The organism is Streptococcus sp. 2154, assembly GCF_013277255.1.
Taxonomy (GTDB): Bacteria; Bacillota; Bacilli; order Lactobacillales; family Streptococcaceae; genus Streptococcus; species Streptococcus pseudopneumoniae.
The window spans coordinates 29,690-46,165 of the sequence record NZ_VMMK01000017.1; the positions used below are offsets into that span (position 1 = coordinate 29,690).

A 16,476-nucleotide genomic window follows, 5' to 3' on the forward strand; every position below is an offset into this window, starting at 1 on the left:
ATTTTCATTGAGTATTACTTACTCGCCAACTTCTTAAATAAAAAGAAAAACCACTACTCCTAAGAATAGCGATTTAATCATGTTTTTAAGCTACTAATGTAGTCGCTCTATTATTTAAGAGTAACTGAAGCTCCAGCTTCTTCCAATTTAGCTTTGATTTCTTCAGCTTCTGCAGTTGCAACGCCTTCTTTAACAAGTGCTGGTGCACCGTCAACAAGTTCTTTAGCTTCTTTAAGACCAAGACCTGTGATTTCACGTACAACTTTGATAACGCCAACTTTTTTGTCGCCTGCAGATGTCAATTCAACGTCGAATGAATCTTTAGCAGCACCAGCGTCAGCAGCACCAGCTGCAGCAACAGCTACAGGAGCAGCTGCAGTTACACCAAATTCTTCTTCGATAGCTTTTACAAGGTCGTTCAATTCAAGGATTGAAGCTTCTTTAATTTCAGCAATAATGTTTTCAATGTTCAATGCCATTGTTATTTCCTCCAAATATGTTTTAAATTTATAATAGATTTTCGTAGCTAGGCTACGCTACGTAGCTTAAGATTAAGCTGCGTCTTCTTTGCTTTCTGCAACCGCTTTGACTGCAAGAGCAACGTTGCGCACTGGCGCTTGAAGTACAGAAAGGAGCATAGAAAGAAGTCCTTCGCGGTTTGGAAGAGTTGCAAGTGCAAGAATCTCTTCTTTAGATGCGACAGCGCCTTCGATTGCACCACCTTTGATTTCAAGTGCTTCAGCGTTTTTAGAAAAGTCGTTCAAGATTTTCGCTGGTGCAATAACATCTTCGTTAGAAAATGCTACTGCAGATGGTCCAACGAATACTGATGCAAGATCTTCAAGACCAGCTTTTTCAGCTGCACGACGCAAGATTGAGTTTTTAATGACTTTATACTCAACTTCGCTTCCACGAAGCTCACGACGAAGAACTGTATCTTGCTCAACTGTCAAACCACGAGCGTCTACAACGACGATAGATGCAGCAGCTTTCATTTTTTCAGCTACTACGTCAACTAGTTCCGCTTTTTTAGCAATAATTGCTTCACTCATTAGTGTGTTCACCTCCGTAATTATTTTGCTTGGGGAATTTTTCCAAAAGAAAAACGCGCCCAAACCTAGACACGAAAGTACAATACGCTTCTTTTTACATGATACGTTTTGTCCTCGGTAGGATATTTATGAGTCGAGCTCCCCTACTGTCTTAGGCAGTTTTTTCAAACCGTATATAAGTATAGCATAGTCAAAAAAAGAATGCAAGATTTTTACAAACTTTTTTTAAAATTTTTCGTGATTTTTCTTCTAAAGTTCTACTGTCAGAACTTGACCTTGCTTAACAACCTGTTCTCCAGCAATATAGACATCATCAACATCACTGGATTTGACAGCATAAACTAGGTGAGAGAGCATATTTTCTTGAGGTTGGAGATGGATTTTGCCTTGTGGTTGAATAACGAGAAAATCTGCCTGCTTGCCGACTTCTAGACTTCCTATCTGATTTTCCATTCCTAGAACCTTAGCCCCTTCGATTGTCAGTGCCTTGAGAGCTGTTTCGATAGGAAATTGGCTGGCATCTCCACTTTTCATCTTCTGAAGAAGGGCTGCAGTCCGTCCCTCCTCAAACATATCAAGATTGTTATTGGAAGCGACCGAGTCAGTCGCAATTCCGACTGCTACTCCTGCTTTTTGGAGCTGGATAATTGGAGCAATTCCTGATGCCAGTTTGAGATTACTGATAGTATTGTGAGCAATAGCCACTTGAGAAGTTGCCAAGCGTTCAATTTCTCGCTCGTTTAATTCGACCCCATGAGCAAAGACAGACGGATGATCTAAGTAACCCAGTTCTTCTAGAAAGGCGAGGGGGCGTTTGCCGTATCGTTTCAGGATAATGCCTGATTCTTCCTTGGTCTCCGCCACATGGATATGGATTGGAATAGCAAGCTCTTTTGCCATTTCCAAACTCGCTTCCAGCAAGTCTCTACTGCAGCTATAGGGAGAATGAGGTGCTACCATAACCTTGAAATTTGGATTTTTATATTTTAAGATTTCGTCTATGATGGATCGAGTTCTGCTTATAGTCTCAGCAGTTGTTTCTGTCTCTGAAGAAAAAAGAGTCGGAGAAAAATAACAACGCATCTTGGAATCTTTCACTGCCTGATAAATCTGCTCAATATTCACACCATTGGGATTATACATATCATTAAAGGTTGTTGTTCCTGACTGGAGTATCTCTGTCAGAGCTTCTTTGACCGCCTTAGTAGTCATGTCGGGAGTAAACTCAGCTTCTGCTGGCCAGATATAGTCATTGAGCCATTCATGGAGATTGCTATCATCCCGAATTCCTCTCAAACCTGTCATAGCAGAATGGGTGTGGCAATTGACCAACCCAGGCATAATCCAAGCTCCCTGATAGTCTATAATCTGCTCAGCTTGCTCTAAAAACGCTGGCTTATCTTGACCGACATAGACGATTTGAGAATCCTTGACTGCTAAGATTCCATCAAGATAAACATGGAAATCTTGATCACAAGTCACGATATTTACATTCTGAAAGACTTTCATTATAGGCTCCTTTTCTAAAAGACAAGTTATACTCTCTTCAAACTACTTCAGATTCACTTTGCCGTAGGTGTGGTTACTGACTTCGTCAGTTCTATCTGCAACCTCAAAACAGTGCTTTTAGTAACCTGCGGCTAGCTTCCTAGTTTGCTCTTTGATTTTCATTAAGTATTACAGTGAACAATTTTTCTAGCTATTGTAACAAAAAAGTCACCCGAAGGCAACTTTTTTCGTCCATAAACTTTCAAAAGAGAATGGCTTATTCAGAGCTAAAAGCTGCTGCTTGCTGCATTTGGTAATACTTACCCTTTCTAGCCATGAGATCCTGATGATTGCCATGCTCCACGATGTCGCCATCTACCAAGACAAGAATCAAATCCGCATCCTGAATGGTTGACAAACGGTGGGCGATGATAAAGCTTGTGCGCCCCTTCATGAGTTTTGCAAAGGCATCCTGTACTAGCACTTCTGTCCGTGTATCGATGGAGGAAGTTGCCTCGTCTAAGATAAGAATCTTTGGAATAGCCAAAAAGACTCGGGCGATGGTCAAGAGCTGAGCTTGACCAACAGAAAGAGATTCTCCTGCATTTTCCAACTTGGTATCGTAGCCTTGAGGTAGCTGTTGGATGAAAAAATCTGCATTGGCTGCTTTGGCGGCAGCAATCACCTGCTCCCGACTGGCATCAGGATTGCCAAAGGCAATATTGTCATGAATGGTTCCTTGCTTGAGCCAGGTTTCTTGGAGCACCATCCCAAACTGCTGTCTCAATGATGCTCGTGTATAATCATAAATGGATTGCCCATCCAGCAAGATATCTCCCGAGTTATTGGGATAAAAACGCATAAGAAGATTGATGAGAGTTGATTTTCCAGCACCTGTCGGACCAACGATAGCTACCTTGCTAGCAGCTGGAATATCAATAGATAAATCCTTAATCAAAATCTTTTCAGAATGGTAGCCAAAAGAGACATGTTTAAAGGAAATCGCTCCCTTAACTTGGTCACTGGTCAAGACTTCCTTACCTGTTTCAGCCACCTCAGGACTTTCTAAGACAGCATAGACACGCTCTGCGCAAGCGAGAGCACTTTGCAATTCGGCTAAAACTGAAGAAATATCGTTAAAGGGCTTGGTGTACTGTTGGACATAATTCAAAAAGGTAACTAAACGCCCAATGGTCAAGGTGGAACCCATCATGATACGATAAGCTCCTACTCCAGCTAAAAGGGCATAAATGAGTGCATTTACAAAGCGAGTCGAAGGATTGACCGTTGAAGAATAAAAGATGGCTGACTGAGAATAGCCTGAGTAGTTGTCATGAGCCTCACGCAATCTTTGGATAAACTCTGTTTGAGCATTGAAGGACTGGATTATAGTCTGCTGGCTAAGCGATTCTTCAATCAACTGGGTCTGAATCCCCCTCGTCTCTGTTTGCTTCTGGAAGAGATGATAGGATCTCTTGGCAATAAAGCGTGAAATCACCATGGACAGTGGCGTCAACAGCAAGACTAAGAGAGTCATGAGGAGATGAATTTGGAGCATGGCTAGAATACTAACCAAAATCATCAAAACACCAATGAAAAATTGGTTAAAAATCATGGTCAAGCCAGCTGCCAACTGTTCTATGTCTGTGGTCAGCCGACTGATCATTTCTCCACTTCCTTGCCGATCCACGAAAGCAATCGGTAACCGATGGAGCTTATAAATGATTCGCTCTCGCAAGTCTCTGGTATAAGAGAAAATTAGGCGATTATAAAGAAGAGGATTGGCCCATTGTACCAGAGTATTTCCTATAACTACCAAGATCATCTGGAGAAAAATCTGCCAAAAAACTGGTGAAGAACCAGCCACTAGGACTTGGTCGATGACCTGCCCAATCAAGATAGGTAGGTAAATCGATAAGCCAACCTGGGCAATAGCTCCTAGAAAGGCTAGGAAAAGAAGGAAGGGATGACTTGCAAGGTCTTTAGCCAAGCGTGTGAGCGTCTGGTTTGCAGTTTGTCGTCTCATGCTAGTCCTCCTTTCCATGTTGGGATTCATTGATTTCACGATAGACTTGACTCGATTTCATCAAGTCCTCGTGCTTACCGATAGCTAGTAACTCACCTTTTTCCAAGAGGAGAATCTGGTCAGCCATTTGGAGTGTCGAAGTCCGTTGAGAAATCAAAATTAAGCTCGTATTTGGCAGATTTTCTCGAATTGCTTTCAAGAGCTTGGACTCGGTAATGGTGTCGAGGGCCGAGGTAGCATCATCTAGGATGAGAAATGGAACTTGGCGCAAGACTGCACGTGCGATAGACAGCCTTTGTTTTTGTCCACCTGAAAAATTTCGACCACCTGCCTCAACTAGGGCATCCAAGAGTCCTTCCTTTTCACTGACAAAATCCTTAGCTTGCGCAATTTCTAAGGCCTGCCAGAGTTCTTGATCCGTTACTTCGTGATTGAAACCTAGAGTCAAATTGGAACGAATGGTTCCTTTAAAAAGTTCGACCTTTTGGGGCACATAGGCAATCCAAGACCGCCACTGCTCAATATTAAGAGGACTAGATCCATCTCGATAAAAGTCAATGCTTCCCTTTTCTACTGGATAAAGACCAAGTAAGACTTGTACCAAGTTTGATTTACCAGAACCAGTTCCTCCGATGATACCAAGGATTTGCCCTTGCTTCATATTAAAGGAAATGTCTCTCAGAGAAGGCTGGGCCGCATCAGGATAGGTAAAGGTCAGTTCTTGAACTTGTAAAACCTGATCACTGCTAGCTTGCTTTTGTTCTAATTCTGAATGAATATCTTCTGGAGCCTCAGCAAAAACTTCCTCGATTCGCTTAGCTGAGATGTAGGACTGGTTGAGGGAATTGATCAGCATGGCTAGCTTGACCAATTCCACCAAAATCTGTAAGAGGTAATTGATAAGAGCAATGAGAGCACCTTGACTGAGCACTCCTCCTTGAATTGAAATATAGCCTTGCCAGATAATAACGAGAAGAGTTCCATTGACAATCAGATAGGTCAGAGGTGTTAATAAACTAGACCAGAAACCTGTCTTTTCTTGTAATCTAGCATAAACTTGGTTAAGGGTTTGAAAAATCTGTAACTCTCGTTTTTCTTGACCAAAAGCACGAATAACCCGCATCCCTTGCAATTGCTGGCGCGTTTCCTGAACCAGTTGGTCCGTTTTCTTTCTGAGACTACTGTAGAGAGGATTGACCAATCGAGATAACCCTACAATGACAATGGTCAAAATGGCAACCATGACTAAGAACCAGAAAGTCAACTCAGCTGAGATTCGATAAGCCATAAAAATGGCACCAAAAACGATAATGGGCGCTCGCAAAAAGAGACGCAGGAATTGATTGATACCAGTCTGAATCTGGTAGGTATCCGAAGTCAAGCGAGTGACCAAACTAGAAGTTGTCAGACGGTCTCTGCTGTCCTTGGACAAGGAAAGAATATGACGATAAAGATCGTTTGTCAATTCCTTAGCAAAGCCTACTGCTGCCTTTGCTGAGTAAAATTGAGCTATCAAGGCCACTAAAACGCCAATTACTGCAAAGATAAGGAGCAGGCCAATCTGCATCCAGAGATGACCTTGATCTCCCTGAGGTAAAGATTGGTCAACAATCCCAGCAATCACCATGGGAACCAAGAGCTCAAAAACAGCTTCTAACAGCTTGAACAAGGGGGCTAAAATTGATTCCTTGATGTAGGGTTTGAAGTAAGATAATAGGTGTTTCATAAATCCCTTCTATTCATATTCTAGAAATGAAGAAAGTGGGAAGCCCCACTCTCTGTTTTATTTGTTTAAGTAAGGCAATAGATAGCCATATCCTGCTTTTTCCATCTCATCCTTGGCCACAAAGCGTAAAGAAGCAGAATTGATACAGTAACGGAGGCCGCCTAACTCCCGCGGTCCATCTGTGAAAACATGACCCAAGTGAGCGCTGCCTGAACGAGAACGAACTTCAATTCGCTCCATTCCATGGCTCAGATCCTTGTAATAATGAATCAACTCTTTGGAAATCGGACGGCTAAAACTTGGCCAACCACAACCTGAAGCAAACTTATCCTTGGCAAAAAAGAGTGGCTCACCCGTCGTAATATCTACATAAATCCCCTCTTCAAAGGTTTGGTCATAGGCATTGGTAAATGGAGCCTCTGTAGCAGCTTCTTGTGTGACACGATAAGACTCTTCAGATAGACTGGCCTTCAACACCTCTTGACTAGGCTTTTCATAGTTTGCTGCATCAATCAATGGCTTATCAGCATCGGTCACATCGATATGACAGTAACCTGAAGGATTCTTCCTGAGATAATCTTGGTGGTAGTCTTCAGCCAGAATGTAGTGGCGTAATTGCTCCACTTCTACTGCAATCTTTCGACCCAGCATGCGTTCCTGCTCCTGTACCACTGTGTAGATAGCTGGCAAATCTGCTTCATCCTGATAATAAATCCCAGTTCGATATTGGCGACCACGGTCATTCCCTTGTTGATTGATAGATAGAGGATCGATAACTCGGAAATAATAAAGTAAAATCTCTCTGAGTGACACTTCCTTCTCATCGTAAATCACTTGGACCGTTTCTGCATGGTCTGTTTCCTTGATCAACTGGTAATTGGTCGTTTCGACTTGACCATTAGCGTAGCCAACACTGGTTTCTAGCACTCCAGAAATGCGTGAAAAATATTCCTCTAGGCCCCAAAAACAACCACCTGCTAGATAAATTTCTGCCATCTTTATTTCTCCTTTATCACGTTTTTAACTAATACTCTTCGAAAATCTCTTCAAACCACGTCAGCTCACATCTGCAACCTCAAAACAGTATTTTGAGCTAACTTCGTCAGTTCTATCCACAACCTCAAAACAGTGTCTTGAGCTGACTTCTTCAGTTCTATCCACAACCTCAAAACACTGTTTTGAGCAGCCTGCGGCTAGCTTCCTAGTTTGCTCTTTGATTTTCATTGAGTATAAACTTCTTTTCACAAAAAGGATATGAAACCCTCTGGTCAAGAGTTTCCCCATCCTATCTTCTATTCTTTATTTTGCTTCTACACGGACACCTTGGGTATCAACTCTCAAGTCATGCAGTTTTCCTTTGAAAGGTTGCTTTTCCAATTCTGCCTTAATCCTTGGCATCTTGTCATGAGAAGCCAGAACCATAACTGTCGGCCCAGCACCAGAAAGGTAGGTTGCATAGGCCCCATTTTCTTTGGTCACTTGCTTAATCATCGCAAATTCTCTTACCAAGTCCTGACGATAGCGCTCATGGAAGAGGTCTCCCTCGATTGCTTGCCCAGCGGTCACCATGTCTCCTGCCAACAAGGCAGCAACCGCTACATTGGCGATAGAACTTGCAGCAACAGCTTCCTTATAAGACAATTTTTTAGGCAAGACACTACGGCTGTCGCGAGTACGTAATTCATAGTTTGGAATGTAAGCTAGAAAATCACACTCTGGAAAGTCTGCTACGATAGCAGAGACTTGCCCTTCAACAGAACTTGCAATAACGAGATTACCATAAATGGCTGGAGCCACATTATCAGGGTGTCCTTCAATCTTGGTCGCTAACTGCAATTTTTCATGATCAGACAAGTCGAGTTGCCCCAATTGGTTGGCTAGTTCAATCCCAGCCACAATAACTGAGCTGGAAGAACCCAAACCACGCGCCAAGGGAACATCACTGGTCATTTTCAAGCGTCTAGGTTTCAAATCTGGTACAATTTGCAAAGCGATTTTGAGCAAGAGATTACGCTCATCATGTGGAATCCATTTGCCAATCTGGTGTTCAATCAACCACTCATCTCCTTCTTCGCAGACCTCAATTTGAAGATACTTGGTTACAGCTACACCGACCGAGTCAAAACCTGGCCCGATATTGGCACTGGTTGCAGGTACAATAATCTTCATCTTATTCTCCTAGCACCTTGAAGGTATTCAAGAGGTCGAATTCTGAAACCTTCTTCAATTCAGCTGAGACATTTTCAAGCTGGGCTTTATTAATCTTGTGTGTGATGATAACGACACGCGCCTTGTCACCCTCTTTGCCATCTTGAAGGATTTGCTTAAAGGAAATATCTTGAGCATTGAAGATTTCAGCCAACTTCAAGACCTGACCTTTTGAGTCTGGAGCCAAGATTGAGAAATAGTAGTTTGCTTTGACATCTTCAGGATTTGCCAAGACCAAGTCACGGCTATATTCGTTGAAGTCTTTGCCAATAGTACCATCATTCAAACGACGAACGATACGGACAATATCAGCTACAACACTTGTTGCAGTTGGTTTTTGACCCGCACCTGGTCCGTAGTACATAGACTCACCAATACCGATAGATTCTACAAAGACAGCGTTCATTACGCCATTCACACTAGCAAGTGGGTGCGCTTTAGGTAGGAAGGTTGGAGTCACTTCTGCAGCAATACCTGAAGAAGTTTCCTCAATAGAACCAACCAATTTCACTACGTAACCAAGCTCTTGAGCTACAGCTACGTCTTCTGGTGTGATATTGCGGATTCCCTTGTGGGCTACATCATCAAAGGCAATCTTCATGCCAAAGGCAAATTGGCTCAAAATAACCATCTTGTAGGCTGCATCAATCCCATCTACGTCATTCGTCGGATCGCTTTCTGCAAATCCTAGACGTTGTGCTTCCGCAAGAGCATCATCGTAAGACCAGCCTTCTTCCACCATCTTGGTCACCATGAAGTTGGAAGTTCCGTTGACTACTCCAAGCACGCGCGTAATTTTATCAGAAGCCAAGGAATTTGCTAAAGTACGAAGAATTGGAATCCCACCAGCAACTGCTGCTTCGTAGTAAAGTGCTACCTTGTTAGCTTGAGCGATTTCTAGCAATTCTGCGCCATGGACAGCCAAAAGGTCCTTGTTAGCAGTAACAACGTGTTTTCCAGCTTCCAAGGCACGAGTGATAAAGGTTTTAGCAGGTTCGATACGCCCCATCAATTCCACTACGATTGTAATGTCTTGATCTGATAAAATATCATCCACATTGGTTACAAAGTTAAAGTCATTCCCTGCTGCAAGTAAGCGATTCTTTTCATCTTCATCCTTGACCAATACCTTAGCAACTTCAATCTCTGAATGTGCTGATTGATTGATTTTTTCTCCATTTTCCTTTAGGAGGAAAGGCACACCACTTGCAACGGTACCAAATCCTAGTAAAGCAATTTTAACTGTCATCTTTATCTCCTCGAAATTTTCTAATATAGCCATTATAACAGAATTTTGTGAAAATTCCTATCATAGTAAATCACTATTTCAGTCTAGAAAAGAAAAAAACGAATCTGATGATTCGCTCTTCCTAAAATCTAGAAATAATTTTCCAGAAGTGATTATCCAATCTTTTGCAGATTGGTCACTGCATCGTGATTCATCAAGACTTGGCCATACTCCTGCAAGACTGAACGACTGATGTCACTATCGTCCGCAAACTCGCGCATACGGGCCAACAGCCAAGCTGGATATGGACTTGGATGATTTTCAATATCCACTAAAATGGTCAAATAATAGCGCTCATTCATCTTGTAGAGTTCAGAAGTTTCCATCTCAAAAGTCACTGTCTTAGCAAAAGCCACCAAGTCAGCCAACTTAGCAAAAGAAAGGATGTAGTAGATGTAAGGTTCTTTCTTACTCTCAGCTTCTTGTTCAGCCTGCTCCTGCTCTTCTTCCTTGGCTTCGACTTGCTCTAAAGATTGAATCGCTTCGATATCATCCTTAGTTTTGTCTGCGATGCTCTTTTCTAAGGTTTTAATAAACTCATCTGGCGACATTTGAGCCAATTCTTCCATATCTGGTAAATCCGATAAATCTTCAAAATCTAGATTTTGGTCAATCTTTGATTTGGTTACAAAGACATCAACCTTATCAGGTTTTGGAGTCACACGGAAGCTCAACATACCTGTATCTAGAAAGCTATCAGGCATCTCTAACTCATCCAAGATAGCATAAAAAAACTCTTCTGTTTTTTCTTGAGGGACAAGAAAGTCAGCAATCTCCATGCCACGATCCATCAAATCCTCTAAAGACATCGTGATTTTCAAAGTTGTATCACTAATTTGTTTCATTTTCATTGCTAGTAACCTCATACTTTCAGTTCTATCTATTATACTAGATTTTTACGATTTTATCAAAAGAAGGCTCCTCTATACGGATAGATTTTCCCTAGGGTCTTTCTATAGGAGACTCCAAGAGAAAATTTCTGCAGACAGATAGAAAAAGCCTTCAAAATCAAACTTCTTGTTCGACTTTGAAGACCTAATACATCAGAAAGCTTATAGTTTAAAGGTTGCTACACCGAGGATAGAACGATTTAAGTTTCTAAGAATTTGAAGACTTTGTTCAAATTTCTTATAACGAGTCACTCCGTACTCTTCAACAAGAAGGACTGTATCTCTTTCCAAAAGAGATGATACATCCTGTAAATCTACAAAATGCATTCCTTTTAAAGCCTCTTGACTCTGTTTCAATTTATCTAGGATAGCTTTATTTGAGCTAACGATTGTTAATTCTTGTCCAGCATTTTTGTATGACAAGACATCTGCTAGGTTAGCAATTGTTGTAATCTCTGTTACAAAATCAATTTGATACTGAGAAAAATCACCTGCTCTATTGATTGTTGGATTAAAGAGATAAATCAATACATTCCCCATCACAACCAAAATCACACAAACTACTCCAATAACAGCTAAACGGAGAATCAAGTTTTTCACATTCAATCCAAGTGCTGTCTCACCATTTGCATTCAATTCTTTAGAGTTGATGGTTTCCAATTTTTCAATTTTTACATTTGCAAAAGTGTGTTTAAATTTCTCAATCAATCCATCAATTTTTCGCTCTAACAAATCATTAGCATCTTTACTTGATGTCAAAATTTTCACACCAACCCCTGCATCGTCAATCATATAGTAGACGGTCAATTTTTTCCACCAATAATCATTCGTTGAATTTTTCAAGGTTGTTTCTGTCGTGTCTAATTCACTGGCAATTTTTTTCAACTCACTGGGTTCTACATCATTGAAAAGATAAGCTCCATTCAAATTCCCATCAATCAATTTCCCATAAAAATCACTATAACCACCAATTTGATGATTCAAAATTGTTTTAGCTGAGTCTTCTGGAGGAGTGATTTTATAGCTAAGATAAGTTGAATAACTTGTTGTATCTTTGACAGTGTTTTTATTCCTAACTGCTTTAATTGTAAATGGTACAGCAATGAGAGCAAATAAAGCGATGAGAGCTAAAATATTTGCTTTTCGTTTTTTGTAAAGATTTGCAAATAAATCAGCTACTGAATAATGTTCAAACATGATTTTTTTCTCCTTTGTTTAGTAGATACTGGTTCTCTTTTGTAAGCATTTTTGCTACAAATATAATCACAAGAACAATTCCCCAGAATTGCATTGTAAATAAATTGAAGAAACTTTCTGAAAAGCTACTTCTAGGCATAAAGAATAGATTATTCAAGATGAGTAAAGACAAGGCAAATAGGATTGTTCTTGAACGATAGGCTACTTGCAGCATGGCTATAAATAGCATACCGAGTAAGAGACTAAGTAGAAAGACTCCTATCATACCATAGTCTGTATACAACTCCATGATATAACTACTTCCGATACCATGTCCTTTTAAATATTCCTTGTTCAAAACAAGATAGGACAAATTGTGGGCATAACTATTACTATCAATAGCTAGCTCCACACTATTGGTTGTATGTTCAAAGGCTTTTCCTCCGAAAATAGCCCCCAAGCTTCCCCTTGCAAAATAATCAAGGACAGGACCAAATGTAAAATTACGGAAATCTCGGTAAGGGAGGCTACTGTTAAATAGAAAACCTCGAGCCAGAACGCCAAAACTGGTTCCTTGTTTATAGATAAAGTCAAGCAAGATATCCCAGAAACCTGTATGGGAAACCTGGACATTATCCCGTACATAATTGAGCACTCCCATTGCTAACATGAGAATAGGAGAACCTACAAAAATCGCTAACTTTTCTTTAAACCCAATCCATTTTCCTTTTTCAGTTTGCTCTCGCATAAAGTAATAAACAAAAGCAAATAAAATACTTAAAATAAAGGGATTTCGTGTCCCAATTGCCAAATGAATAGTATTAGCTGCAATAAAGGAGACAAGCACTGCTGTTGCCTGCAATTTCTTTGGCTTGGTTGCCAAATACATACACATTGCATAGACCGTAAATGTTGATAAGATATAGGTAAAATAGGGCAGTTTACTTTCAAAGTTTGCATAGTAGGCATAGTAGGAAGTCTGCAAGCGATACAGGAGCCGTTCGAATAACCGAATGAAATAGAAAGGATAGGTTAGAAGAAAAACTCCTAGTGATACAAAGCGTAACCGCTTGATATAAACCTCTTTTAGAGAATTTCCTATATTTGCTACTTTTATTTTCTTCCTAGCTATGAAGTAACGAGCCAGAATGCCTCCTATGGTCAAGCCCAGAATCGAAACCATGACAACTATAAAGGCAAAACGATAGGCTATTGGATGATAGGTATCCAAAGCACCATCCCTAAAATAATCAATGGTCGGTCTTGATACCAGAAATACAAAAATGGTTAAATAGAAAATAAAATGGATTAAGTAATACTTGATGTTATTCCAGCAGGCAATTAAGCTACTAACCAGTAAGAACAATAAAGTAGAAAGCAAGCTAACATTGTTATTATTAAACAGATATACAATTCCACTTACTAGCGTCAAAGCATAGCTGACTATGGTCAAACTAAATAACAATCGTTTTCCATCAATCACTTGCTCACCCCCGTTCTAATGTAATTTTTTAGATTTTTCAATATTTTTTAGTAATAAGAATCGATATAAGGAAATATTTATGAATAGAGCCAAAGCACTAATTCTTCTCCCCTTACGGAAAATTGGATTCCTAGAAATAGCAAGGGCATGGCCTTTTAAAAAACGATGAATCTGAGAATAGGCTTCAAACTGTTTATACTGATCATCTAGCAACATCTTATCCAGAATAAAGAAGTTAGCATAGGCCAATCTGAAAAAAGCAACCTCTTTCAAGTCAGAATAGTTTTTCACAACTTCATTGTAAAACTTTTGGTAGATATCAATATAGGCTAAATCCTTCTCTGCATAGGGTTTAGTTGTAATACTATCCCCTCTATGGAAATAGTAATAATAGGGTTTGGTATTAACAACGTACTTTTTAGCCAACTTGATTAAATCAAAATGATAATAAGCATCTTCATAAATCAATCCCTTTGGAAAGGATAGGGCAGTTGCAATCTCTCTCTTGATTAGCTTATTGCAGATTGTTCCAGGTATTTTTTCACCTATGAGGTATTCCCTCAGAAATGTTTGGGAATCACAGACAAAATAATCATCCTGATTGGCTGACTGTGGACTTTCATCATTAGCATAGACATTCATGACACCACAGCTTGAAACATCCGCATCTTCTTGAATTAATTGCTCATATAAGCTCTGAATCATTTCTGGATGGATATAATCATCTGAGTCAATAAAAATCAGATAATCTCCGTGAGCCTGCTTCATTCCATCATTTCGTGCTTGTGACAAACCTTCATTCTTTTTATGAAGCACTGACACCCTATCATCTAGTTCAGCGATTGAATCACACAAGCGACCACTTTCATCCGTTGCTCCATCATCAACAAGAATGATTTCCAGATTTTGATAAGTCTGCTTCTGAATGGAAGCTATCGATTTTTCTAGGTACTGCGCCACATTATAGACTGGCACAATGACACTAATTAATGCAGTTTCCATGCTACTCCTCTAATAGTTTTTCTACTTGTTCGATTTGTTTGGCAATTGTAAATTGTTGAATGAATTGGCTAGCCTCATTGACATCGAAGTTTGAGGTAGAGGTCATGTAGTTCGTAATTGCCTTAGCTGCCTCTTGATTGCTCTCAATGATTTGTCCAAATCGTCCTTCTTGGGATAATTCCTCAGCCCCTCCGACATCCGTAGAGACAAAAGGGATTCCAAGGCTCAAGGATTCCACATAAACACCAGGAAAACCTTCTTGTTTAGACATAGACAAGAGGATCTTCATCTGAGACAAATACTGGTATGGATTTTTTTGATAACCAAGGAAATGCACATAGTCTTCAAGCTCATACTCTTTAACTCGTTTTTTCAGTTCCTCTTCCATATCACCAGCCCCGATAAAATAGAGATGATAGTTTTTCCCCTCTTGGTGCAATAACCGTATCACTTCCACCACACGGTCAGAACCCTTATTTTCCTCAATCCGTCCGATGGTACAGATACTTTGAGGAGCAATCTCGATATCGATCTTCTCTTGAGATTTTTCTAAAATAGTCTTAAAATCATATCCATTGTAGACTGTCTGTAATTTAGAAGCATAATCTGGATAGACTTCCTTGATAGAATTGCTGGTCTTTTTTGAAATTCCTACAATGGTATTCGCAGCATCCAACTGGCGTCTATGTGATTCTCTTTTGGAGCTATCCTTAAGAAATTCTTCGATACTTCCATGAATCCAAGAGATTTTCTTGACTTCTTTTCTTTTAGAGAACAACAGTGGTGGATTCATAATGGTAAAGGAAACTTCAACATCATAGTCATCTTTTACAAGCAAGCGACGAGTCAGCCTTGGAAAATAAATTCTCATTCTCCACAAAAAAGCTCGTAACCATCTAGCTTGGCGATAATCTTGAAGAGATTTTAAAATGCCTACATGCTTGGGAACAGATTCGTATCCCTTGTCAAAGTGCTCCATTTCAAGAATATCAATATCATACTTTTCTGGATCCAGATTTGAAACAATGGTAGACAGAATCTTTTCTGCACCGCCTCCGAGAGAAAAAGACCACATAAAAAATAAGATTTTTTTCTTAGCCACCATATTCTCCCTTGTATTCTGTATAAGACTTATCCATATCAGCGATGACAGCATCATGATGCGGTAGCTGCTTGTCTGCTGGCGGAGGCGTCATATAATCTCCAAAAGCAGTGCTGAGATAAGCATCATAGCCAACTGGAATAGGCATCTCTGTTCCTTCAAATGGCAAGAAAAGATTATCTTCAAAAGATTCGATTAGGTACTTGTTTCTCATGTAGCCAGGACCTGAGCATAGTTCCGTGATTCCATCGCTCTCAGCCAAATCATACTTAGTCATTTCTTTCTCAGCTTTTTTCCAGATGCGATAACGGAGAGATTTTGGAGTCAAACCCAGTAAAATGCGACTTCCCCATTTCATGAGAGCACCATGCTTTTCTGGAATAGTTTGCGCACAAAAGAGTGAATAAATCAAGGCCCAACGAACCTGTTTTTTCCGCTCAGCTGGATCTTTCGGATAATAATCCAAAGGCAAAACATCCAAGGCCAGACCATGTGGCAAATCCAAATCCTGCTGATAAGGCTTGATACAGGTGGTTTCCTTGTCACGAATGGTAATAAAAAGATTACGATCAACAAAATCCTTGTAACTCTTTGACAAGAAATAACGTTCATCTGCATAACGAGGCCATAATTCTGCTAATTTCTCATAATCTTTACGAGGCATAAAAAAGTCTAGGTCGTCGTCCCAAGGAATAAATCCCTTGTTTCGAAGGGTACCAATAGCGCCTCCGCCACAGAGATAACAGAGCAAATCATGTTCTTTACAAAAGGCCACAAAATATTCAGCCATCTCCAGACTACGAGCCTGAATTGCTTTTAAATCAGTCATATTGTTCATTATTCTTTCTATCGTATCGTTTCATTATACCACAAACAAGGGGTGAAAATCTATTGCAGACTGTAAAAAATCAAAGCCTGACTGCTATCCAAATAGCTATCAAACTTTGATTTTTCTGTCTTATACTCTTCGAAAATCTCTTCAAACCACGTCAGCTTCACCTTGCCGTAGGTATAGGTAACTGACTTCGTCAGTCT

15 protein-coding genes and 1 other annotated feature are annotated in these 16,476 nt (G+C 40.1%); all 15 genes read right to left on the reverse strand.

Going from position 1 to position 16,476, the window contains the following annotated elements; all coding sequences use genetic code 11:
• Nucleotides 1-110 precede the first annotated feature (110 nt).
• Nucleotides 111-479 (reverse strand): 50S ribosomal protein L7/L12, encoded by a 369-nt coding sequence (gene rplL, locus HT693_RS01410; RefSeq protein WP_001196965.1) that lies wholly within the window; start codon nt 477-479, stop codon nt 111-113.
• Between the two features lie 72 nt (nt 480-551).
• Nucleotides 552-1,052, reverse strand: coding sequence for a 50S ribosomal protein L10 (gene rplJ / locus HT693_RS01415; protein ID WP_001287278.1), 501 nt, complete (start codon nt 1,050-1,052; stop codon nt 552-554).
• 38 nt (nt 1,053-1,090) lie between these two features.
• Nucleotides 1,091-1,226, reverse strand: a sequence feature (ribosomal protein L10 leader region).
• Between the two features lie 75 nt (nt 1,227-1,301).
• A complete protein-coding gene (locus HT693_RS01420) occupies nt 1,302-2,561 on the reverse strand; it encodes a TRZ/ATZ family protein (protein WP_138704964.1) in 1,260 nt (419 codons plus the stop codon).
• A 256-nt stretch (nt 2,562-2,817) separates the two neighbouring features.
• Nucleotides 2,818-4,566: an ABC transporter ATP-binding protein gene (locus HT693_RS01425; protein WP_031222711.1), complete on the reverse strand. Its 1,749-nt coding sequence runs from the start codon at nt 4,564-4,566 to the stop codon at nt 2,818-2,820.
• 1 nt (nt 4,567) lies between these two features.
• A complete protein-coding gene (locus HT693_RS01430) occupies nt 4,568-6,292 on the reverse strand; it encodes an ABC transporter ATP-binding protein (protein WP_138704965.1) in 1,725 nt (574 codons plus the stop codon).
• A gap of 57 nt (nt 6,293-6,349) precedes the next feature.
• Entirely contained in the window at nt 6,350-7,288 is a 939-nt protein-coding gene (gene msrB / locus HT693_RS01435) for a peptide-methionine (R)-S-oxide reductase MsrB (RefSeq protein ID WP_000818203.1), read from the reverse strand.
• A 60-nt stretch (nt 7,289-7,348) separates the two neighbouring features.
• Complete coding sequence (locus HT693_RS11820) at nt 7,349-7,516, reverse strand: hypothetical protein (RefSeq protein ID WP_007285050.1); 168 nt, start codon at nt 7,514-7,516, stop codon at nt 7,349-7,351.
• A 75-nt stretch (nt 7,517-7,591) separates the two neighbouring features.
• Nucleotides 7,592-8,461 carry a homoserine kinase gene (thrB, locus tag HT693_RS01445; RefSeq protein WP_050207664.1) on the reverse strand — a complete coding sequence of 290 codons (870 nt, stop codon included), beginning with the start codon at nt 8,459-8,461 and terminating at the stop codon, nt 7,592-7,594.
• 1 nt (nt 8,462) lies between these two features.
• The gene (locus tag HT693_RS01450; protein ID WP_023936093.1) at nt 8,463-9,749 is read right to left on the reverse strand and encodes a homoserine dehydrogenase; all 1,287 of its coding nucleotides are present in this window, start codon (nt 9,747-9,749) and stop codon (nt 8,463-8,465) included.
• Between the two features lie 152 nt (nt 9,750-9,901).
• The gene (gene mecA / locus HT693_RS01455; protein ID WP_000782675.1) at nt 9,902-10,639 is read right to left on the reverse strand and encodes an adaptor protein MecA; all 738 of its coding nucleotides are present in this window, start codon (nt 10,637-10,639) and stop codon (nt 9,902-9,904) included.
• A gap of 201 nt (nt 10,640-10,840) precedes the next feature.
• Complete coding sequence (locus HT693_RS01460; RefSeq protein WP_000461506.1) at nt 10,841-11,875, reverse strand: hypothetical protein; 1,035 nt, start codon at nt 11,873-11,875, stop codon at nt 10,841-10,843.
• Entirely contained in the window at nt 11,868-13,337 is a 1,470-nt protein-coding gene (locus tag HT693_RS01465; RefSeq protein ID WP_050207662.1) for an O-antigen polysaccharide polymerase Wzy family protein, read from the reverse strand. The genes HT693_RS01460 and HT693_RS01465 overlap by 8 nt, the downstream gene beginning before the upstream one ends.
• A 15-nt stretch (nt 13,338-13,352) precedes the next feature.
• The gene (locus HT693_RS01470; protein WP_050207661.1) at nt 13,353-14,339 is read right to left on the reverse strand and encodes a glycosyltransferase family 2 protein; all 987 of its coding nucleotides are present in this window, start codon (nt 14,337-14,339) and stop codon (nt 13,353-13,355) included.
• Between the two features lies 1 nt (nt 14,340).
• The gene (locus tag HT693_RS01475) at nt 14,341-15,444 is read right to left on the reverse strand and encodes a glycosyltransferase (protein ID WP_078800192.1); all 1,104 of its coding nucleotides are present in this window, start codon (nt 15,442-15,444) and stop codon (nt 14,341-14,343) included.
• Complete coding sequence (locus HT693_RS01480; RefSeq protein ID WP_078374283.1) at nt 15,434-16,279, reverse strand: phosphorylcholine transferase LicD; 846 nt, start codon at nt 16,277-16,279, stop codon at nt 15,434-15,436. The genes HT693_RS01475 and HT693_RS01480 overlap by 11 nt, the downstream gene beginning before the upstream one ends.
• Nucleotides 16,280-16,476 lie beyond the last annotated feature (197 nt).